Origin of the sequence: Paenibacillus contaminans, from assembly GCF_003285015.1 — a bacterium.
Classification (GTDB): domain Bacteria; phylum Bacillota; class Bacilli; order Paenibacillales; family NBRC-103111; genus Paenibacillus_V; species Paenibacillus_V contaminans.
This window is the reverse complement of sequence record NZ_QMFB01000058.1, coordinates 1-20,680: the sequence shown is the minus strand read 5'-3', so window position 1 is coordinate 20,680 and position 20,680 is coordinate 1. Positions and strand designations below refer to the sequence as shown.

Genomic DNA, 20,680 nt, shown 5'->3' with positions numbered 1-20,680 from the left:
AATCAGCCGCGTCACGCGCCCTGTCCACGCCAACCGCTAAAAACCCCGACAAGACTTCGTCATGAAGCTCACGTGCCATGCAAAGCCTCACATCACCGTTTTACGCCCGTTGAGGTTTTGTCGCGGCCCCACAAGCTCTCGGCACGAAACTGCCCCGTTAACCGGCTTTCTGAAAGGCGAGATTACCGCGGGGTTCGATTGGATACCGATTGCTCCGCAAGCTGTATGGCCCGTTTCACCATGTTGCCCGCTTCCTTCGTCGTTATGCCGCCCCAGCCTTCGCGTTTGACGGTATCGGCAAAACCGAGGTCCTGAGCAAGCTCATACTTCAACTGCTCGGACATAACGCTGCGTCTTCTGCGTCCCATCGCATTCACCCTCCTTTGCTGCAGGTTAGGCTTAGTATGTGAAAAGGGCCGGCAAAATACGTATTCTTGCGCTAAAAACGAGGAGCGCCATTTTTACGCAAAGCCCGTCTGTCTATTTTCAAGTTTCGAGTGATAGATTTTATGCCGTGCAAATAAAAACAGCAAAACCCGTCAGCGGGCTTTGCTGTGTATCTGTGGCAACTTAATGCTTAATGCTGAATACAAGTAATCCGGACTTGTCCGTCATCATTGCATACGGTCACTTCAACGGATTCGGTCAAAATATCGGCATAGCTGTAGGAAACGCGCTTGAACGCGCTTTGCTCCTGATCAAGCTTGACGATGAATACAGAAGGGTAGGTCTCTTCCAAAACACCAGAACGCTCGACGGTCTTGCGGCGTCCGCCGTTTGCCCGTAGCACGATCTTCTGTCCGACGTGTGGCTCCATACTGCGTTTAATTTCCAACAGGGCATTCTTCGCCATGTAGCTACCACCTCTTTCCTAATTGAGTATAACCCATTCAGAGGTAGTATGTCAAATTAGCCAAATATTATATCAGCCACACAAATCTATTGTCAACGGCATTTTTCCTACAATTGCGTATTTTAAAAAAAAAAAAAAATTGAACAACGTTCACAAAACGTTCAAAACTTAAAGCGTTTTCTTTCTGAAGCGTAAAATTAACCCGCTGCTTTCTCCGAAAAGCATGCTGCCCTGACAGCTCGTCTTAAAAGGCCGCTCAAAAAGTCGACTTATCAGCACCGAGAAACCTGTCCGCGACCCGATAATCTCCGTGATCATAAGTCAACTTTTTGGAACGTAAGAGTCTGCGCAGCGGCGGGCGGCATAAAAAGGAGATTCGCACGCCTGCCGGACATACGGCAGCCCGAAGCCCTCGTATTGCAGGCGTCTTATCCCGTTACTTGCCTCACGTCAAGGAATTCGCTTGCGGGTACGACGCTTCGCCTGCTTGCAGGCTCGGCAGCCCGATTCTATAGCTCCCTCTGGTTTCGATTCCGCCCAGCCCGTCAAGGCCGCTCATCGTATGATGAATGACGTCGACGATATGCACCGTTTCCTTAATCGGCGTCAGCGCCACCTTGGAAGCGATATACAGCGGATCAAGAGCGTGAATCAACACGCGGCGGGGGGAGCTTGCAAAATTGGCTCCCGCCATCAGCAGCGCTTCGAAATGGGATTGGCAAGCGCCTGCGAAAATGACGAGCGCATCGCGATTCCGTTCATATTGACGCGCTACGTTGACGGCATTGACGAAATGATGCGAGTTTTTATAGCTGGACAAATTTCTCGCGCCTTCCGCATTCCGCGTTCTGACCAGGCCGTCATGTCCCGTCAGGACGACAATATCGGGCCTTAGCTGAGGCAGCAGTCTCTGCAGCGTATCGGCCATCTGCGACTCGGGCACATAAAACCCTTGCGCCGGCACGCCGAGCTCTTTGTATAGGTCCATGCTTTTGTGCATGTAGGATTGGTCCCCGTCCAAATGGAGCACTTTTCCGGGCACTTCAAAATAAGGGTGCGTATTCCTCAACTCTTGCTTAAGCAGCGCGCGGTTCCGATCGACCTGCCCCCTGCGAAACTGCTCCATTCGACGGACCGATTCCGCCACCTTGACTCTCATCTCTTCCTCGTAACGATTCCGGCTCGATTCGCTAAGGGCGGAAAGATCAGTCAGGGGCGAATCCGCCAGCAGGCGGAAGTCGGTCCCTTTAAGCAGCGCTTTTTGTTGCGTAAGCTGCTGGATCCGAAATACGATATCCCCGTTATAGGATTTTCTGACTACAAGGTCACCTTGCCGCATCGCAAAATCGCCTCCTAGTCTTTATCCTATGGCCTCCTTAGGCGTTTGGTGTATGCACTTCGGAAATTCGCTTCCAGCGGCTAGTACCGGCTCCTAGCGCAGCGCAGCACGAAGAGCGTTGCTCAGCGCCGCATATTCTGCAATGGAGAGCGTCTCGCCCCGGCGCGACGGCTCGATTCCGCAGCTTTGCAGAATGCCTTCGAGCGCCCCTTTGGTTTCCTTCGTAAAAAACTTTGCCGACAAGTTGTTGGCAATCGTTTTGCGCCTCTGGGCGAAGCTCGCCTGAACGACCTCGAAGAAAAACCGCTCGTCCTCAACCGCTACCGGCGGCACCTTCCGGACTTTCAGTTTGATGACGGCCGAATCGACGTTCGGCTGCGGAATGAAGACCGTGTGCGGCACGATCGTAACCAGCTCCGGCTCGCAATAGTATTGAACGGCGATGCTAAGGCTGCCGTACTCTTTGCCGCCCGGCGATGCCGCCATCCGTTCGGCGACCTCCTTCTGAATCATAACGACAATATTCTCGAGCGGCAGCCGCTCTTCGAGCAGCTTCATGACGATCGGCGTCGTCACGTAATAAGGAAGATTGGCTACTACGCTTACTCCCGTAACCCCTTCAAACTGCTCGCGGAACAATTCGGCCAGCGGCAGCTTTAATACGTCGCCGTGAACGACTCTAACATGCTCGTAGCCGCCCAGCGTATCGGCCAATATCGGCAGCAGCCTCTGATCGATTTCCACAGCGACCACTTTGCCGGCCGTTTTGGCAAGCTGCTGGGTTAAGGCGCCGATGCCAGGCCCTATTTCCAAAGCCCCCTTGGTCTCGTCAAGCTCGGCCGCCCCGACGATTTTACGCAGCACATTCAAATCGATCAAGAAATTTTGCCCCAAGCTTTTTTTGAGGGAGAACCCGTACTTCTGAATAACTTCCTTCGTGCGACTCGGTGTCGCGATATCGACGTTCATAGCTGATCCCCCGGCCCCTTATAAGGGGTTTTTAAAAACTAATTTTTCACAACTTAATTTACAAACTAAAACCTCAAACCTATTCAAAAACTTCCCAAACCATTTCAACCGTTCAAACTCAAACTTCTTAAAAGCTTTCCGACCCCTCCTAAATCCTCCCCTTCCCAAGGAGAGGACCCCTATTGCTTCAACTCAGGGCTTTCCGAGTTGAAGCAATGCGGCGCTACGCCCCGGGACCCCGTAAAATACCGTACTCCCACGGGGCCGTCTTCGATCCCACATCATATAACTATCCGCTTCCGTCCATTTAAGAATCCCTAGGCCGATTCTTAGCATAGACACGCTCCACGGTTCCGTTCTTCCGCCACTTTATGCCTATTGGAGCAATCAGCCACACCAAGTCTTCTGCCCACACCAACCGCTATGAACCGCGTCACGACTTCGTCATGAAGCTCACTTACTCTATTCGGACATGCTTCCCGGCGCTCGGTGCTCGGTCACACGTCGGCTGTTAAACCTCTTGCGGCCATCCATCATACCACTTTTGCCCAGGAGAGCCATCGGCCACGTCCACATAAACGGAGCTCAATTCTCCGTTTGCCGTAACCGGGCGAGCGCGTCAGCGAACTGTTCCTTGGTGATTTGGAACATTTGGCATCTCTTATAAAACTGTTTGCCGTTAGCATACCCGATTCCGAGGAGTTTTCCCATCTCCATCCGGTTCTGGGAAGCCTGGGGATGGACGATCAAGCCCGCCTCCATCAAATCCTCCCAATCGATTTGCGACTGCTCCTGCGTATAGTCGGTCTTCACCGCCGCAAGGGCTTTGCGGATCGTCTCCGGAGAAGCGTTCTCGATCCCGATATCCCCCTTCTTCGTCGCTTCCTCTTGCGACAGAAAGGCATGCTTGCAGCCCGGCACACGCGCCGTGATAAGACGCCTTAACCGCTCTCCCGCATGATCGGGATCCGTGAAGATAATAATCCCGCGCTTCTGCTGCGCCAGCTCGATGCGGCGGTAAACGTCTTCGTTGATGGCCGACCCGCCCGTTTCAATTGTCTCCGCCTCCACAGCACGGCGAATGGCCGTCGTGTCGTCCTTGCCTTCCACCACGATGACTTCTTTAATCATATTACCGATTGTCCTTTCCGACTGCAGCTTGCCGTTTCCGTTTTTTATCAACGTACCATGAAAGCACCCATATGTAAAATAATCTGTCCGATAAGCCCGATTTCTTGCAACAAAACGCTTTTTCAAGGCGTCTATATATATGAGAATAACTTTTACGGTAATCGAGGATAAATGAAACGCTTCGACGTCTTTTTGAAAGCGCGTTACCGGGGATCGGACAATCAACGGAGAATGTACTTCATGCGGGACTTAAACAAAATGCCAGACACCGGAATCGCCGCATAACAAAGAAGAGACGTATCCATCACGCCTCTTCATCAAATCCATATATGAAACAGGAATGCCGGCTTGCCGGCCAATCCCATCTTTCTTAATCGGTCTCGGGCTTCTTTGGTCCGATCACATATACCGTGTAGCCCCGCTTCAAGCCGAACTTTACGGCATAATCCGGACTGTCGAAGAAAACGTCGATTTTGCTTCCTTTTACGGCAGAACCGATATCCTCGGCGCGTCTGAAGCCGATTCCTTCAATGTATACCCACCAGCCGAGCGGAATGACGCTCTTATCTACGGCAATCGTGCGTCCTTCCGTAGCCGTCGTACCGGTATAAGTCTTACCGTAATAAGGGTCCTTGGACGTCTTGTTGCCATTATCGGCGGTATAGGCCGTTAATGTCACATTTGTCATGATTTGCTTATAGCCGAACTTGACTCCGTTCTTCGTCACATCGTCCACTGACGGCGAAGATGCCGAGAGCGGCAGAACGACAGGGACCTTCGTTCCGATGGCTACAACTTTATTGACGCTTGCCGCTTGCACGGTTTCCGCGACTACGCTCTCTTCAACCAAAGAGCCGTCTTCGTATACCTTCTGCTTCTGGACAAGCTTGGTACCTTCCTTGCCCTCCTGAACGGTCTCTTCCTTACCCTTCAGCAGATTGGCATCCTTCTTCGTCTCCGTCTCGAAAGCGATCGGAACGGTATGCTCCTCGACCTCTTTGGTGACACGGACGATTTTGACCGACAAATTGTCTGAAATGTTTTCATCCAATCCCGGAGAAATTTTATCTTCCGTACCTAGCGATATATTATACTCCTGCAGTGCACCACGAACCGTTTTCCCGGTTGTGTACAAAGTCTTCGTCTCTCCATCGGCCGTCACTACAACTGGTGAGGTAAAATCAATCGTGAAAGAATCTCCGCTCTTGATACGCGTATCAAGGCCGGCAGACACCCGATCGTGCTCGCCAATCGAAATGGCTTGTTCATCCAGTAGGCGTTGCAGGGTCCATTGCTTTGTTTTCACAACGGTTTCCTTCCCGTCAACTACCACAGATACGCTTTTGGTAGCCGTACCGTACAACAACATGAAAAACATGAAAGTAAGCGCAATAGAGATCAACGCGATAATACTTATGATACGCACATTTTCATGCTTCCAACGCAATGCGAAGGTCATGCTGGATGATCGTCTTACATGGGTGTCCTCAAGCAGCTGGGTATCGCCCACTTCATTCGGTCCTCCTTCAAAGCCCCGCCGTCAACTTTTATGCATGATTATGATCGTGACGTGACTAAGGTTTTTTTTGGTTTCATGCTCAAGCAGCCAATTTCCGTTCTTGCCTTACGTCGAAACGGACGGTTATGCTCCCCGCTTCACCTCCAGGATAAGGTTATTGAGTTGTCCGTATTGATCGAATGGTACTTTTAGGAAACGAAAAAAGCCGCAAGAAGAGGAACTCTTCTCGTGGCTGAAATAGCATCATCAAATGCTGTGCACGACAATCGTTACCTCTCTCGTCAACGCTTACGAGGTTAGCTGACGGATTCGGACGTGAGAGTCGCCCTACGCGGATATCCTTACGGAATCTGCGATTCACCCCTTTAACCATAACCCCCGCTGCAAATACGCGAAAGGTTATTTTCGGTTCCCCCGTTTCCCATACGGAAACTCAGCGAATTGGAAAATTGGCATCGGTATTAAGTTATTATGAAGAGTATATTACGCTGTCGCAGTCATCCTGTAAAGAGGTATTGAACTATTTAAAAACGGAAAATTCGAACCAATTAGGCTAAATTATATCGTTTTTTAAACGTAACACCCACCACACTCTCTGTATCTCAATAGCAATCACTATTTCGCATACATTCGATACAAATTGTGACAAATGCACCAAAGAGGTATAATCGATATGGGCAAAAACACACTAGGAATTTCCACATTCTTCGGATGTACGAGCATTCGATTTGGAAGAAATGAGGGGGCAAAATGGAAGCCATTTTACGGCTGAACGGTGTTTACGGGGGGTACTTTGCAAGAAAACCGATTCTGCGCGATATTACATTTACCGTAGGCCGCGGCGAGATGATCGGACTTATCGGATTAAACGGCGCAGGCAAGAGCACGACAATCAAACATATACTTGGCTTGCTGAAGCCGCAGCAGGGCGAAATCCGCATAACCGGCCGGAAGCTGGAGGACGATCCGCAGGCGTATCGTTCTTCGTTCGCCTATGTGCCGGAAAGCCCCGAGCTGTACGAGGAGCTTAGCGTCCGCGACCATATGCGGATGACAGCGATGGCTTACGGTATCGGAAGCGACGTTTATGAGCGCCGGAGCGAAGAGCTGCTGAAGCTTTTTCGGATGGAAGCGAAGGCTGACACTTTACCTCGTTTTTTGTCAAAGGGGATGCGGCAAAAAGCGATGATCATGTGCGCGTTTCTTGTCGAGCCGGCGCTATACGTCATTGATGAGCCGTTCCTCGGATTGGATCCGCTCGGCATCCGCTCGCTGTTGGAGCTGATGGTGGAGGAAAAACGGAAAGGCGCCAGCTTTTTGATCAGCTCTCATATTTTGTCGACGATCGAATCGTATTGCGACGGCTTTGTCGTCCTTCATCACGGCGATATTGTCGCCTCCGGCACGCTTTCGGACATGAACCGGACGGCAGGATTGCAGAACGCTTCGCTGGACGATTTGTTTTATGCGCTCGTACAAGGGGAAGAACGATGAGACCAAAAACGGGACATAAGGACACGATAGCGAATGGCGGACAAGCGGCGGTTGCCGAAAACGACCCGCAAATTCGTGCACTTTGGCGCAAGCGGTGCGCAGACTTTTGGAAAGAAATGAATATTTATTTACGTGATGTCGTAAGAAGCGGATTTCCCGGTTTCGTTCTTCTCCTTGCCATTGTCGCCTCGATCGGCTACGGACAAGTTCTCAAGGGAATCACAAGCGATTTCCCCCAAGCATGGATTACCGTGCCGATTGTGACAATCGCCTTAGCGGCCGGCAGACCGAGGACGTTCCTCAAAAATGCGGATACGATGTTCCTGCTTCCTGCGGAGTCCCGGTCGGGCGGATATTTCCAAGCCGGCTTTCGATACAGCTTGCTCATTCATGCAGGACTGGCTATGGCGGCGGTTATAGTCGTTTGGCCGCTTTACGCACGTGTGCAGGGCACGGATTCCGTTCCTTTGTTATGGCTCGCAATCATGCTTCTTCTATATAAATGGAGCAACCTCCTGGCATCTTGGCATGAAAGCAGATTGACCGTCAAATCAACGCGAGTGGGCATCACCGCATTTCGCTGGATATTGAACTTTGCCGCTGCGTTCGCTTTGTTCGCACATGGAATGCTCTGGGGAGCGATTGCGGCATTGGTCGCGGTAATCGTAATCGGACTTCTGCTTGCAGCCGCCCCAAAGCACCGGATTGCTTGGTCTTATTTGATCGAGCTGGAAAAACGGCAGTTGGCTCGTCATTACAGATTTTACAGCGGGTTTACCGATGTGCCGCATCTGCCCTCGCAAGCCAAAAGCCGCGCCTGGCTTATGAAACCGATCACCCGGCTCATCCCGATGGCGCAGCGGCAAACGTACCTGTTTCTGTTTACCGCCACATTCGTGCGCGGAGAGCTCTTCGGCATCGTGAGCCGGCTGACGATCGTCGCGGCGATCATCGTCGCCGCGCTGCCGGGAACGGCCGCTAAGGCGGCAGCCTACGGAATCACGCTAGCGGTAACCGGGATACAGCTTTCGTCCTTGGCGGAATATCACCGCCATGTATTTTGGCTGAAGCTGTATCCCGCCGGCGAAGCGCAGCGCATTCCGGCTGCCGCCGACATTGCGGGCGTGGCGCTTTTGGCCCAAGCCGCCGTACTTGCGGCGGTATGGGCTTGCGCCCCTGTCGCGGCTTGGCCGGCGCCGGCGCTTGCTGTTGCAGGCGGCGCAGCCTGGGCCGCTGCATTCCGCTTGCTGCTCGCGCGCAGGCTTCGGCGCAAGCAGCAAGCCGGCTAAGCTGCCGCCGCCAAAGGATAAACGCCCATGCCCCATCAAGGCACAGGCTAAGATGGAAATTCGGCGCGGCGATCGCGCGATTTTCGTAAAACGGCTGCTCCGGCATGAACGCTTTCGAATAAGTCCCATAAGCCTATTGATTCTGGCAAACAAACACGCGGCGAATTCTTCTGAGCAATCCGCAGGAAATGCGTTCTGCCGAGATTGCAAAACAACCCCGTACCTTCATCCGGTACGGGGTTGTTTTCCACTTAGGCTACTTAAGCCCGAACAAACGAATCGCATTAGCCGTCGTCACTTCGGCTATTTCCTCCAAGCTCATGCCGCGAATTTCCGCCGCCGTTTCCGCAACGAGCCTGACGTAGGCCGTCTCGTTCCGTTTGCCGCGGTAAGGATGCGGCGTCAAATACGGCGAATCCGTCTCCAGCAGCAGCCGGTCAAGCGGCACTTGCGCAAGCACCTCTTTCGGCTGCTTCGCATTTTTGAATGTCACCGGTCCGCCGAATGAGATATGGAAGTTCATGTCGATACACTGTTTGGCCGTCTCCCAGCTTCCGGAAAAACAATGCATGATGCCGCCGACCTCAGCCGCTTTTTCTTCCTTCAATATTTGCAGCACGTCATGATGGGCATCGCGGTTATGAATGACGATCGGAAGCCCCACTTTGCGCGCAAGCCTGATTTGTTCGCGGAACACGCGCTGCTGGACGTCCTTCGGGGACTTGTCCCAGTGATAGTCCAAGCCGATTTCGCCGATTGCGACCACTTTTTCGTGCTTGCTCAGCTCCTCCAGCCATTCTAAATCGCCCGGCATCATATCGATCGCATCGACCGGATGCCAGCCGACCGTCGTATAAATGAAGTCGTATTGCTCCGCCAGCGCAATCGAGCTCGGGATGTATTCGCGGTTGATGCCGATATTGACAATCCTCGTCACGCCCGCCTCCTGTGCCCTTTTAATCGCCTCCGTACGGTCCTCGTCAAATTGTTCAGCATTCAAATGCGTATGCGTATCGGTTAACATGTTGTTCTCCTTTAATGTAAGCTTAGCTACCCAAGAAACGCTTGATATCCTCCGGCACCGACTCATGAGAGGCAAAATCGGCCGGATAATAGAGATGGTACTGTCCCATATGGATGCCGCTGATCGAGCGGACAATTTCCGAACGCCGGGATATTTCCGTCAGCTCCTCTTTGCGGTCAAGCAGCATGATCGGCAGCTTCTCGTCGGCGTCCCCCGGACGATATACATCGTACGGCAGATCCGACGGGAAATCAATTTCCATATAGTATGCGCTGTCCTTGCCCGCCAACGTCATATGATCGCGTATCCGTTCGAGAAAAGGGACGTCAAGGTGCTCGAGCGCTACGTATTTGAACAGGATGCGGTGCAGGAAGCGTCGGCATAAATCGGCGAGAATGTCGTCCTTTTCTGCGGTCCATTGCATAAAAACGCTCTGCATAAGCGCTTCGTCCAGCCAAAAGTAATCCTCCACCGTCAGCTTCCGCTCCATCAGCTTCTGAAGCGGATACGGCATAAACGCGAACACGTATCCCTCTTCCGCCAATACTTTTGCCCGCCCCAATATTTTACCGAGCAATATTTCTGCGCTTCGCGTCACCGGATGGAAATAAACCTGCCAATACATTTGGTACCGCGACATCAAATAATCTTCAACCGCGTGCATCCCGCTTTCCTTAACGACGATATGTCCTTTGTACGGCCGAACTACCCGCAAAATGCGCTCCAAATCGAAGGTGCCGTAATTTACACCGGTAAAATACGCGTCCCTCAGCAAATAATCCATTCGGTCAGCGTCCAACTGGCTCGAAACGAGTCCGATTACAATGTCGTTCGGATAAGTTTTGGAAATCACGCCGGCCACCCTCTGGGGAAAAGACGGGTCCACCCTTCGCAAAATCCGATTGATATCCGTATCCTCCAACACGATGCGGCAGGACCACTCCTCATGATGCGTTCCGAACGTCTTCTCGACGGAATGGGAGAATGGGCCATGACCGACGTCATGCAGCAATGCCGCACATAAGCAAAGCAAACGCTCCTCGTAAGGCCAGTCCGGATACTCGTTACGCTCGAACTGCGAAATGATTTTCCTCGTAATTTCATAAACGCCCAGCGAATGGGAAAATCGGCTGTGTTCCGCCCCATGGAACGTCAAATATGAGGTGCCGAGCTGCCGGATACGCCGCAGCCGCTGAAACTCTTTGGCATTAATCAAATCCCAGATCGTCTCATCCTGCACGTAGATGTACTTGTGAACGGGATCCTTGAACACTTTTTCTTCCGACAGCATCGTCTTCATTCCGTTTCCCTCCTTAATTGCAATTGCCTTGTCTTCGACATGCCGCTTGCTTCTTATTCTATTTTACCCTATATCATATGGCCGCTTCCAGAATTAAGCTTTCCGACAAGTCGATTAATCGCTTTTTTCGACACTTCCTCGACACGTAAAACGTCGTTTTTGTCGAATTATGTCTTAATTCGTTTTCCAGCAAAAAAACCTCTTCAGCATGCAAATCGATGTGCATTTTATCACATTTTTCGTTGATAATTAGCGCAAAACGCACATATACCTAGGTTCTCGCACATTCTACCATTTGGGTTATTCTACCACTTCAAAATAGGTTGACTATTATGGGAATGGTTGGTATCATAAAAGACGAGGTATTTTGTCGAATAATGACGATTTATGCTGAGAGGGGAAACATATATTATGATGAAGTCCACTGGTATTGTTAGAAAAGTTGACGAGCTGGGACGGGTTGTTATTCCAATCGAGCTTCGCCGCACATTGGGTATCGGGGAGAAAGACGCGCTGGAAATTTATGTGGACGGCGAGCGCATCATGCTGAAAAAATACGAGCCTGCATGTATCTTCTGCGGCAATGCCGAGAACGTTACATACTTCAAAGGAAAAATAGTTTGTCACGAATGTTTGTCGGAAATGCCAACACCTGTGACAAAATAAGAAATATCGGTTATAATAGAATTATCCCATTTGTTAATTCTAACCTTTTTCATATCTCCTCTAGTTCCTGAGCGTTCGCGAGTGCTAGTCACCGCTGCTCAGGATCCTTTTTTTTATTTAGGAGATTCACCCGCCGGCTAAACCAGCAGGTTATAAACCTCGCGTTTCGGCACGCCTCGATCGGCCGCCGTTTTCTTGATCGCTTCCTTCTTGTCGAGCCCTTGTCCGATATAATGCAACACATGCTGCTCCGGCGTAAATTCGCTCCACCATCCGGCTTCCGCAAGCGCACGCTCCTCTTTGCTTACACCTGCTACTACCAGACAATATTCTCCTAGCGGTTCGTTTTGCTGCAAAAAGACCTGAGCTTCGGCTAGCGTGCCCCGAGCGACTTCTTCGTATCGCTTCGTCAATTCCCGCACTAACGCAGCTTGACGGTTCCCCCATACTTCCAGCATATGATCGATCGTTTTCGAAATACGATGCGGAGATTCATAAAATAGAAGCGTCGCTTCGACCGATTGCAAACGGCTCAGCTCCTCATGCATGCTTTTGCGGTCCCGCGGCAAAAATCCGGCAAACAAAAATCTTTCCGTCGGCAAGCCCGATACGATAAGAGCCGACAGCGCCGCATTCGCCCCTGGAATCGGGATAACCGCAATGCCTTCCTCCACAGCCGCTTTCACAAGCTCGTAGCCCGGGTCCGAAATAGCAGGCAATCCCGCATCGCTTACGAGCGCCACCGATTGCCCTTCCAGCATCAGTCTGACCAGTTCTTTGCCGCTGGCCTCTTTATTATGCTCGTGATAACTGACCAGCCTCGTCTGAATATCAAAATGCGTCAACAGCTTGCGCGTCTGCCGCGTATCTTCTGCAGCGATCAACGCCGCCTCCTTCAAAATCCGGACGGCGCGAAACGTCATATCTTCAAGATTGCCGATCGGTGTTCCTACCAGATAGAGACTGCCTTGTTCTTTTTCCTGGCGGTAGCTTTGCTGTACGTCCACACCTAACTCTCCTATCGCATCAACGATCTCGGACGGCGTATACAATCAGTTTGCACCGAATACCGCCGCTGCCATACATCGTCATATCTTTTTCGCTAGTTCCGTTTATTCCTTGCCGTTCTCCGGCGTATTCGCATTGCCGCTTAACGACAGCGATTCTCCATAATAAATGCGCATCAGCTCGTCGCAATAACGGCCTTCTTCATTATATACGATGAGCGGGGGCAAAAGCCGCAGATCGGGCTTGCCGTCGCGCAGCGCTTCGATAAGCACCATATTCGCCTCGGCCCCCGCTCTCGGATGGACAAAACGGATACGTTTGGGCTCGAGGCGAGCCTGCCGCATCAACCCTACGATATCGATAAGACGCGATGGCCGGTGCACCATCGCCACGCGTCCCCCGGTGCGGACAAGCCTGCTGCAAGCGGATACCACATCCTCAAGCGTGCAAAAGATTTCATGCCGCGCTGCGGCTATATGCGTGTTGATGTTCTGCTCGCCGGCTTGTACCGGCAAATACGGCGGGTTTACCGTCACGGCATCGTAAACGCCATAGCCTAATAACTCGTGAATCGTGCGCAGATCGCCCTGCAGCATTCCGATTTGCCCCTCGAGACGATTCAGGACAACGTTTCGCTGCGCCATATCCGCAAGCCGCTCCTGGATTTCCACCCCGGTTATCGCTGCCTTCGTCCGTGTCGACAGCAGCAGCGGAACGACGCCGTTCCCCGTACATAGATCGATCATTTTACCGCGGACGGGAACAGTGGCGAAACGTGCCAGCAGCACGGCATCCATCGAAAAGCTGAACACTTCGTCGCTTTGTATGATTTTGAGCTCTTCCGTCAATAAATCGTCGAGCCGTTCGTTTGGCTGTAAAGAAACGGTTGTCATCGTAAGCCTCGCTTTTTTGAAATCGTCATCGTCAGAAATCAGCATAATCGTGCAAGTTGGCATCACTTCTCAAAAAAAGCCGCAGAGATCCACTCTCTACGGCGGGAATTATTTATTCAGAAACGACAAGCAGAAGAGACAATCTCCCTCCATCCGCAAATGTCCGTAATACACATTGCAAATGTGAAAACCCTCATGATACAGACGCGCCAAATTATCGTAACCTTCGCCGACAGCCGGAACCTCTTTCCCCGGACGGTCGGAAATTTCTTGGGGGGCGTCTTTCTTCAGCAATTTACGCAGCTGTTGATTCTCGATCGTCAGCCGCTTATTTTCCTCGAGCAGTTGAACAAACTTCGCTTTGAGCGATGACATGTCGGCGCAAGCAAGGGCAAACTGCTCTTCCATTCGCTCCATTTGCCCGAAAAGATCCTGATTATCCACCGTTTCACCCCAGTGCTCCGAAATCCGCCGTATTGAATAATCGTTCCCCTATGTGATTTCCTGCTCGGCAACGTCCTCCGACGGAAGCTCCACCACTTTGCCAAGGTCAAAAATTTGCACCTTTACCGTTCGTTCTTCCGCGTTCAGGCCGATCACCTTGCCGTTGCCAAGGGAAGTGACGACCAGCCTGCCGACGCGCGGCAGCTCGTCCTTGGCGCTTTCATAGTTATCATGTTCATATTTGAGGCAACACATGAGGCGGCCGCAAAGACCCGATATTTTCGTCGGATTCAGCGACAAATTTTGATCCTTCGCCATTTTGATCGAAACCGGTTCAAAATCGCCTAGAAAAGTCGAGCAGCATAAAGTACGACCGCAAGGACCGATTCCGCCAAGCAGCTTGGCTTCATCCCTAACCCCGATTTGCCGCAGCTCGACACGCGTACGGTAAAGCTTGACCAGATGCTTCAACAGCTCCCGGAAATCGACGCGGCCTTCCGCCGTGTAGTAGAAAAACAGCTTGCTCCGGTCGAACGTATATTCGACGTCTATCAGCTTCATTTTATAATCTTTAAACGCATTCAGGCAAGTCCCAAACGCCTCCTGCGCGGCGATTTTATTAGCGGAAACGATCTGCTCGTCGCTCGTATTCGCTTGGCGAATCACTTTCTTTAGCGGCAGAACGACATCATTCTCCGGCACGTCCCGTTTGCCTATAACAACTTTCCCGTATTCGAGCCCGCGGGCCGTATCGACTATGACATGGCTTTCTTTCTGTATTTGCAGATCGATCGGATCGAAGTAAAAAATTTTGCCCGCTTTCTTAAAGCGAACGCCTACTACGGAATACACGAATATCACCTCCAGGTTGTAGCTTGTCCATTCATCGTGCGGAAATCGCCGCTTGTTCGGCGCATTCTCCAGCAATAAGCACGCTCGTCCGACAACGTTCCGTCTTCGGGACGATTACGCGTCATGCATGGCAATCATGAGCTGCTCCAATACAAGCTGCGGGTTGGCATTCGTACGAAGCCGCTTCTGCGCTTCCAACGCATGCTCCATGCACGCGACCCAAAATCCGGGCTCTTTGGAGAGCGCAATCGGCACCATGCTTTCCACCTGATCTATATAAACGATATCTTCTTTATTTCCGGATTGCAGATGAATCATATCCTTCAGCCACAGCAGCCACAGGTCGAGCAAGGCAGGCAGACGCTCCGCCAGCTCCGACTTGATCACCTTCTGCTGGGCCGTGACCGCTGCACTCGGCAAGCGGGTGAGCGTATCTTTAGCCAATTGTATCACTACATTTCTCGCTTCTGCAAACCACGGCTCATGCACCAGCGAACGAGCCGCGTCCAATCCCGCAGTCAGCTGCGCCGCCGAGCGCACTAGCGCGTTCGAATTGCCTTCGCCGACGAGCAACTGCTCCATGGTCCTCTTGGCCATCGGCGTAAACGGAATCCACTGCGCCCGCGAACGTATCGTCGGCAGCAAGGCATGTCCGTTCTCCGCAATCAGAATGGCGGTCATCGCCGATTGCGGTTCCTCCAAAAACTTGAGCAGACTGTTCGCCGCCTGCAGCGTCATTTTCTCCGCGTGCTTCAGGATGAGCATTTTCCGCTGTCCTGCACCTGCGCGATAAGCAAACTGCTTCTGCAGATCGCGGATTTGGTCTATTTTAATAGAAGCGCCGTCCGGCTCGATCACATGCAAATCCGGATGATTGCCATGCTCCGCCTTGCGGCACGCGAGACATTCCCCGCAAGCGTCATCCCGGTTTTCCGTGCAAAAAACCGCTTTCGCCAGAGCCAGCGCCATCCGTTCGCGGCCGGAACCGACCGGACCGCTAAAAATATAGGCATGGGATAACGAGTCCTGCCGCAGCCCGTTCTGCAGCATCCGTTTTGCGCGCTCCTGGCCGGGTATCGATTGAAATGACATGGATAGATCCTCGTTTAAAATAAGAAATTAATGAGCATGCCGCGAATTTCACCGATCTTCTGCAGCAGCTCGATCCGCCCCTGTTCGTCTTCGAGCAGTTCATCCGCCATGGAAAGAAGCTTCTCGTCGATCTCTTCGAGCAGCTTATAGCGCTTCGTGCGCCCGCGGCGATCCCAACCGCGCGTTTCCCGAAGCTGAACGCCTCTTCGCGCCGTTTCTTCGAGAAAACGCTTGATCAAGGTCTTATACTGGCGAAGCTCGCGCACCGTCATCGACTTCGCCAGTCTTTCGCTTTGCAGCTGAATCTGCTGGATCATCCGATTAAGCTCATGGGTAGACGCTTGCTCGCCGTTCTGACGCATCATATCCGAGAACGTCTTAGCTTGCACGTCCCGATTCGACAGATTGTCGGCGGGCTTCAGATCTTTGCCGAGGGGGCGCCAACCCGGATTGATTTTCATCGGATTTTCCTACCTTCATTATCGTATCGCAATAGGACGCAGCCTCTTACGATCAGTAGTGTTCAAAACGTTCAACCGGAAGCACGAAGACCGCCGCGCCGCCGACTTGAACCTCAACCGGGAACGGAATGTATGAATCAGTCGTGCCGCCCATCGGCGATACCGGCGTGACCAACTGCTCCCTGATTTTACAGTTGGACTTGATGACCTGCATGACTTCCTGCACGCGGTCATCCTCGACACCGATCATAAATGTCGTGTTGCCCGCCCGCAGAAATCCTCCGGTACTGGCTAGTTTGGTCGCGCGGAACCCCGCTTTAATCAAAGCATTGGAAAGACGATTGCTATCTTTGTCCTGCACTACGGCAATGACCAGCTTCATGGCAATCCCTCCTTATAAAATTATACAGCAAAAAGGCAAACCGTTCTCCTAGTAAAAGCAGACAAAAAGCTACATTCGGGTATATGCCCCATTATACACTATACGCCAATATGTTCGCATTCGTTCTTCGTTATGCTGCCGGGGCCGGATCCTACGCCAGATGGCGCTCCAAAACCGCTTTTATGTCGGCAAAGACTTCGTCCTGCGTCCGGTCTGCATCCACCTTTACGATGCGTTCCGGGAAACGGCGGGTCAGCTCCAAGTACCCTTCCCGAACAAGGCGATGGAAATCGAGCTTCTCCAAATCAAGCCGATTCACTTCTCGGCCGTCATTGGAGCGGATACGGGCGAGGCCCACCTCCGGAGCCAAATCCAAAAAAAACGTCACGTCGGGCATTAGCCCCCCGATCGCGAACTTGTTGATCGTGTATACTTCTTCTATGCCTAATCCGCGCGCATATCCTTGATAGGCGAGACTGCTGTCGATAAATCTGTCGCATAACACGATGTCCCCGCGTTCCAGCGCAGGCGTGACCTTCTCAACCAAGTGCTGCCTCCGGGCCGCCGCATAGAGGAGCGCTTCGGTACGTTCGTCCATCTCGGTATGCATCGGGTTTAAAAGCACTTCGCGAATCCGCTCCGCTATGCGAATGCCGCCCGGCTCCCGTGTCGTCACGACAGTTCGGCCCTTCTGCGACAGCAAAGCTTGAATTCGCCCGATCATCGACGTTTTTCCGGCGCCTTCCCCGCCCTCGATTGTGATAAAAAGCCCTTTGTTCATCGGAGATGCCCCATTCGTCGTTTATTCGGTATATAGTAATATTCGATTTTTTTCACAAGAAATCCTCTTTTTGCAACCTGATAACATACGAAAAATCGCGAAAAACATGCTATTTGGCGGTTAATCCTCAATTTTCCTTGCATTTATTACCCGAGACCCGCTAATCCGCCGGCCGATCGACATAAACGCGAAGATACCGCAAGCTTTTATCCGCCGGTCCCTGGAACCGTGCTCCGAACTTCGCCAATCGCAGAAGCTCCGCGATGCACGCATCCGTGATTCTTTCTCCCGGATACAAAAGCGGAATCCCCGGCGGGTAAGGGATAACCATTTCAGCTGATATCCAGCCTTCCGCTTCTTCAAGCGAAACCGTTTCTACTTGTCCTTGCCCTATTGTCATAGTAAATAAAACGGGCTCCGATACGCTTCCCGATAAACCGCTTGCCCATACGCGGTTATCCCGATTATTCGAACCGATTCTGCGAAGTCGCTCTTCGGCGTTATTACGCAAATTCCTGCTGATTGCAATATCGGCCAGCGCTTCGTACAACCGCTCATAGTCTTGGGAAGTCGAAACCAAGCTAAGAACGAGCAGAACATGCTCCGTATCGGCCATTTCGGCAAAACAGCCTCTTTGCTCAAGCTCTTCCTGCAGCATGAACCCGTTTAGCATCCCCGTTCGATCGGCAATCGTCAGCTTGAACGGATCGAACGTCTCATAAGCAGTCGTCTCCGGGCGGCGTGCGGCAACGTCATAGCACTCGAGCTCCCCAATCCGCTCACGAAGCCGCGCGATATCAGGCAATGCGGCCTCTATTCGACTCGGTCCGTTTACGGCAGCCTCACGGCGCGCCAAATCGAGCGAAGCCATAATCGGGTAAGACGGACTCGAGCTTTGGAGCATCGCCAGCCGCTGCTTCACCGTATCGCGATCGACGATATCCCCCTGAAGATGGAGCATCGCGCCCATCGTCATGGCCGTGAGCATTTTATGGGTGGACTGTACGACCGCATCAGCCCCGCACTTTAATGCCGAACTCGGCAAATCGGGATGAAAACCAAAATGCGCGCCATGCGCTTCATCGATCAGCAGAGGCTTCCCGTGTGCATGGGCAAGCTTCGCGATCGGCGTCAGATCGATTCCCATTCCGTAATAGTTCGGATTGGTAAGCAGCACGCCTTTGGCTTCGGGATACCGCTGCAGAGCCTGATCTATATCTTCAGTACGAACGCCGGTTACCAAACCGGATTGCTCATCGCAGCGAGGCGATACGAACACCGCCCGCGCTCCGGCAAGCATTAAGCCATGCAGTACCGATTTGTGCACGTTACGCTGAACGATGAGGATATCGCCCGGGCCGCATATCGCTGTAATAAGCGCTAAATTGCCGACCGTACTTCCTCCGATCAGAAAAAGCGTTTCCTCCGCGCCAAAGCACTCGGCTGCCAAGCTTTGGGCTTCTTTTATCGCGCCCGAAGGTCTATGTAAATCGTCCAGTCCCGTAATTTCCGTATAATCGATCGCCAGCACGCCGGCAAAAAAAGATTCCGCCCCGCCATACAAGCCTTGCCCGCTCTTATGACCAGGCACGTGAAAACTCGCCGTTCTTTGTAAATGATGCTCCGCCATTTTTTCATATATAGGCGCCCGATACTTGTCCAATGCCTTTCCTCCCGTCACAAGGATAAACGCCTATCGGTGTCTTAGACGATGCCCTTTACCGTAGGTTTAGAGCCGCTTCCACGATATGCTATCTGATAAACTACAGCAAAAAGGAGGATAATCCGCTTATCCTCCTTTCCTCTATAATAGAATAAATGGCTTTCCAAGTCATCTGTCCGATTAAGCATTTTTGCTATACCATATTTGTTTCATCTGATGAATGAAGAAAGGATATTTGGCATCCTGCACGTCCGTACGGACCATTTCCGCTTCGCATTCTTCGCAAATAAATTCCGATACGACCAGAATTCCTTCCGCTTTCGGCTCATTGCATATGATACAGACGCTTTGCTTCAGCTCTTCCATAAGCGTCACCCCGATTCTTTTCTATTAGTATAACCGATAACCAAAACTCTTAAACTAATTTTACATGACGGCTTTCATTGCTTTGTATATTCATATGAGAAAAGAGGGCGCTGCGTGTTTGTACCAATCATTCTAATTAAATGAATTCCTTACGGCTCTTCCAATCCCGGTTATTATGTCCGATAATAACTATAGAACCATCCTTGTTTACTTTGTCAGGAGGCAACATGAAGGATCGTCATCTATCCGAGCACTCGACTATTTACAACTACACGCTGCTAAAGAAAATACCTTACAGTACTTATTATAAAACGTTGTACGCAGGTATTCTCGCGTTAGGCGTCATCAGCCTCGTCACAGCGTACGGGCTAGCCGCTTTCATTACAATCGTTATCGCGTATGTATTGGTTCAGGTCTTGCACGCCTTACTGCTGCGGCAACTGCTTGCCATTGCGCACTCAAACCAGCGCAACGTATGGAAGTTCAAGCTCAACTTTCCGTCCGTCGGCTACTTGCCCGAAGGTTTTATTCCTTCATCTCTATATAAACGTCTGCACTTGCATCTCTCCATAGTCGGCACAGCTGTAATAGGATTAGCTTATGTATGGGTTCAACCTCTCTACTTCTACAGCTTACTTATGATGCATGCATGGGTTCTGCTCCCTCGGCTCTTCCATCTCTGGCAGTTTCACAAGCTCAAAAAATCCGGCCTGATCAAATGCAATCCGCTGGACACATCGTTTTACATTACCTAGCTGCCTTGGCTAGGACTCCGCGCGATGACGGTTCGAATCCGAAAATTGCCTCGGTTGCAGCGTTCACCAAAGCGCGAAGGTTCAGCGGCTGCTTAGGCTACAAGTGACGTTAACGTAGATAAAGCGTTAACGTTTTTTAATGTTGATCTCCGAGGCAGGTCCCGGTCCATTTATGTGAAGCCGGAGGTCCTTCATTCACAGTAGGACAAATCCGTTCGCGATTATTAGATGCTGGGGACTGCCATTCGTGCCGAATGGTCACTTTTCCGTCAGCGTTACCTCCGCGAACATACAAAAAAGCCTCTTTACCGATTAACCGGTAAAGAGGCTTTCGTTCGCTTGGCAACGTCCTACTCTCCCAGACCCCTGCGGGTCAAGTACCATTGGCGCTGGAGGGCT

The 20,680-nt window shown here is 51.6% G+C and carries 22 protein-coding genes and 1 riboswitch; of the genes, 4 read left to right on the top strand and 18 right to left on the bottom strand.

Going from position 1 to position 20,680, the window contains the following annotated elements:
- Positions 1–182 precede the first annotated feature (182 nt).
- The 6 genes from DQG23_RS40905 to DQG23_RS40880 form a co-directional block, all read right to left on the bottom strand.
- Positions 183–368: a small, acid-soluble spore protein, alpha/beta type gene (locus DQG23_RS40905; RefSeq protein ID WP_113036819.1), complete on the bottom strand. Its 186-nt coding sequence runs from the start codon at positions 366–368 to the stop codon at positions 183–185.
- A gap of 209 nt (positions 369–577) precedes the next feature.
- A complete protein-coding gene (gene veg / locus DQG23_RS40900) occupies positions 578–853 on the bottom strand; it encodes a biofilm formation stimulator Veg (RefSeq protein ID WP_113036818.1) in 276 nt (91 codons plus the stop codon).
- A gap of 445 nt (positions 854–1,298) precedes the next feature.
- The gene (gene yabG / locus DQG23_RS40895; protein ID WP_113036817.1) at positions 1,299–2,192 is read right to left on the bottom strand and encodes a sporulation peptidase YabG; all 894 of its coding nucleotides are present in this window, start codon (positions 2,190–2,192) and stop codon (positions 1,299–1,301) included.
- Between the two features lie 93 nt (positions 2,193–2,285).
- Positions 2,286–3,161: a 16S rRNA (adenine(1518)-N(6)/adenine(1519)-N(6))-dimethyltransferase RsmA gene (gene rsmA / locus DQG23_RS40890; protein ID WP_113036816.1), complete on the bottom strand. Its 876-nt coding sequence runs from the start codon at positions 3,159–3,161 to the stop codon at positions 2,286–2,288.
- Positions 3,162–3,746: 585 nt separating this feature from the next.
- Positions 3,747–4,292, bottom strand: a complete 546-nt coding sequence (gene rnmV, locus DQG23_RS40885) for a ribonuclease M5 (RefSeq protein WP_113036829.1) — start codon at positions 4,290–4,292, stop codon at positions 3,747–3,749.
- A gap of 370 nt (positions 4,293–4,662) precedes the next feature.
- Positions 4,663–5,751: a 3D domain-containing protein gene (locus DQG23_RS40880; protein ID WP_113036828.1), complete on the bottom strand. Its 1,089-nt coding sequence runs from the start codon at positions 5,749–5,751 to the stop codon at positions 4,663–4,665.
- A 330-nt stretch (positions 5,752–6,081) separates the two neighbouring features.
- Positions 6,082–6,260: riboswitch (cyclic di-AMP (ydaO/yuaA leader) on the bottom strand.
- A 301-nt stretch (positions 6,261–6,561) separates the two neighbouring features.
- On the opposite strand from DQG23_RS40880, the gene DQG23_RS40875 reads away from it, so the two are divergent.
- Positions 6,562–7,305, top strand: coding sequence for an ABC transporter ATP-binding protein (locus tag DQG23_RS40875; protein ID WP_113036815.1), 744 nt, complete (start codon positions 6,562–6,564; stop codon positions 7,303–7,305).
- Entirely contained in the window at positions 7,302–8,594 is a 1,293-nt protein-coding gene (locus DQG23_RS40870; protein WP_113036814.1) for an ABC transporter permease, read from the top strand. Before DQG23_RS40875 ends, DQG23_RS40870 begins: the two co-directional genes overlap by 4 nt.
- Positions 8,595–8,850: 256 nt before the next feature.
- Here the strand turns inward: DQG23_RS40870 and DQG23_RS40865 are convergent, their stop codons facing one another.
- Entirely contained in the window at positions 8,851–9,618 is a 768-nt protein-coding gene (locus DQG23_RS40865) for a TatD family hydrolase (protein WP_113036813.1), read from the bottom strand.
- A gap of 22 nt (positions 9,619–9,640) precedes the next feature.
- Complete coding sequence (locus tag DQG23_RS40860) at positions 9,641–10,918, bottom strand: HD domain-containing protein (RefSeq protein WP_113036812.1); 1,278 nt, start codon at positions 10,916–10,918, stop codon at positions 9,641–9,643.
- Positions 10,919–11,329: 411 nt separating this feature from the next.
- Between DQG23_RS40860 and DQG23_RS40850 the strand changes: the two genes are divergently transcribed.
- On the top strand, positions 11,330–11,584 hold the full coding sequence (locus DQG23_RS40850; protein ID WP_113036810.1) for an AbrB/MazE/SpoVT family DNA-binding domain-containing protein: 255 nt from the start codon (positions 11,330–11,332) through the stop codon (positions 11,582–11,584).
- Positions 11,585–11,721: 137 nt separating this feature from the next.
- On the opposite strand, the gene rsmI is transcribed toward DQG23_RS40850, so the two are convergent.
- The 10 genes from rsmI to DQG23_RS40800 form a co-directional block, all read right to left on the bottom strand.
- Positions 11,722–12,591 carry a 16S rRNA (cytidine(1402)-2'-O)-methyltransferase gene (gene rsmI, locus DQG23_RS40845; RefSeq protein WP_113036809.1) on the bottom strand — a complete coding sequence of 290 codons (870 nt, stop codon included), beginning with the start codon at positions 12,589–12,591 and terminating at the stop codon, positions 11,722–11,724.
- A gap of 105 nt (positions 12,592–12,696) precedes the next feature.
- Positions 12,697–13,485, bottom strand: coding sequence for a tRNA1(Val) (adenine(37)-N6)-methyltransferase (locus tag DQG23_RS40840; protein WP_113036827.1), 789 nt, complete (start codon positions 13,483–13,485; stop codon positions 12,697–12,699).
- 108 nt (positions 13,486–13,593) lie between these two features.
- Positions 13,594–13,929, bottom strand: coding sequence for an initiation-control protein YabA (locus tag DQG23_RS40835; protein ID WP_113036808.1), 336 nt, complete (start codon positions 13,927–13,929; stop codon positions 13,594–13,596).
- Between the two features lie 48 nt (positions 13,930–13,977).
- Positions 13,978–14,781, bottom strand: coding sequence for a PSP1 domain-containing protein (locus DQG23_RS40830; RefSeq protein WP_113036826.1), 804 nt, complete (start codon positions 14,779–14,781; stop codon positions 13,978–13,980).
- Between the two features lie 114 nt (positions 14,782–14,895).
- A complete protein-coding gene (gene holB, locus DQG23_RS40825; RefSeq protein ID WP_113036807.1) occupies positions 14,896–15,873 on the bottom strand; it encodes a DNA polymerase III subunit delta' in 978 nt (325 codons plus the stop codon).
- A 14-nt stretch (positions 15,874–15,887) separates the two neighbouring features.
- Positions 15,888–16,334, bottom strand: a complete 447-nt coding sequence (locus DQG23_RS40820; protein WP_113036806.1) for a YaaR family protein — start codon at positions 16,332–16,334, stop codon at positions 15,888–15,890.
- A 52-nt stretch (positions 16,335–16,386) separates the two neighbouring features.
- The gene (locus DQG23_RS40815; protein WP_113036805.1) at positions 16,387–16,716 is read right to left on the bottom strand and encodes a cyclic-di-AMP receptor; all 330 of its coding nucleotides are present in this window, start codon (positions 16,714–16,716) and stop codon (positions 16,387–16,389) included.
- A gap of 151 nt (positions 16,717–16,867) precedes the next feature.
- Positions 16,868–17,497: a dTMP kinase gene (gene tmk / locus DQG23_RS40810; RefSeq protein WP_113036804.1), complete on the bottom strand. Its 630-nt coding sequence runs from the start codon at positions 17,495–17,497 to the stop codon at positions 16,868–16,870.
- Positions 17,498–17,657: 160 nt separating this feature from the next.
- On the bottom strand, positions 17,658–19,160 hold the full coding sequence (locus DQG23_RS40805) for an aminotransferase class I/II-fold pyridoxal phosphate-dependent enzyme (RefSeq protein WP_272949096.1): 1,503 nt from the start codon (positions 19,158–19,160) through the stop codon (positions 17,658–17,660).
- A 180-nt stretch (positions 19,161–19,340) separates the two neighbouring features.
- Positions 19,341–19,526, bottom strand: a complete 186-nt coding sequence (locus DQG23_RS40800) for a sigma factor G inhibitor Gin (protein WP_113036803.1) — start codon at positions 19,524–19,526, stop codon at positions 19,341–19,343.
- 227 nt (positions 19,527–19,753) lie between these two features.
- Between DQG23_RS40800 and DQG23_RS40795 the strand changes: the two genes are divergently transcribed.
- Complete coding sequence (locus DQG23_RS40795; RefSeq protein WP_113036802.1) at positions 19,754–20,281, top strand: hypothetical protein; 528 nt, start codon at positions 19,754–19,756, stop codon at positions 20,279–20,281.
- Positions 20,282–20,680: the final 399 nt, after the last annotated feature.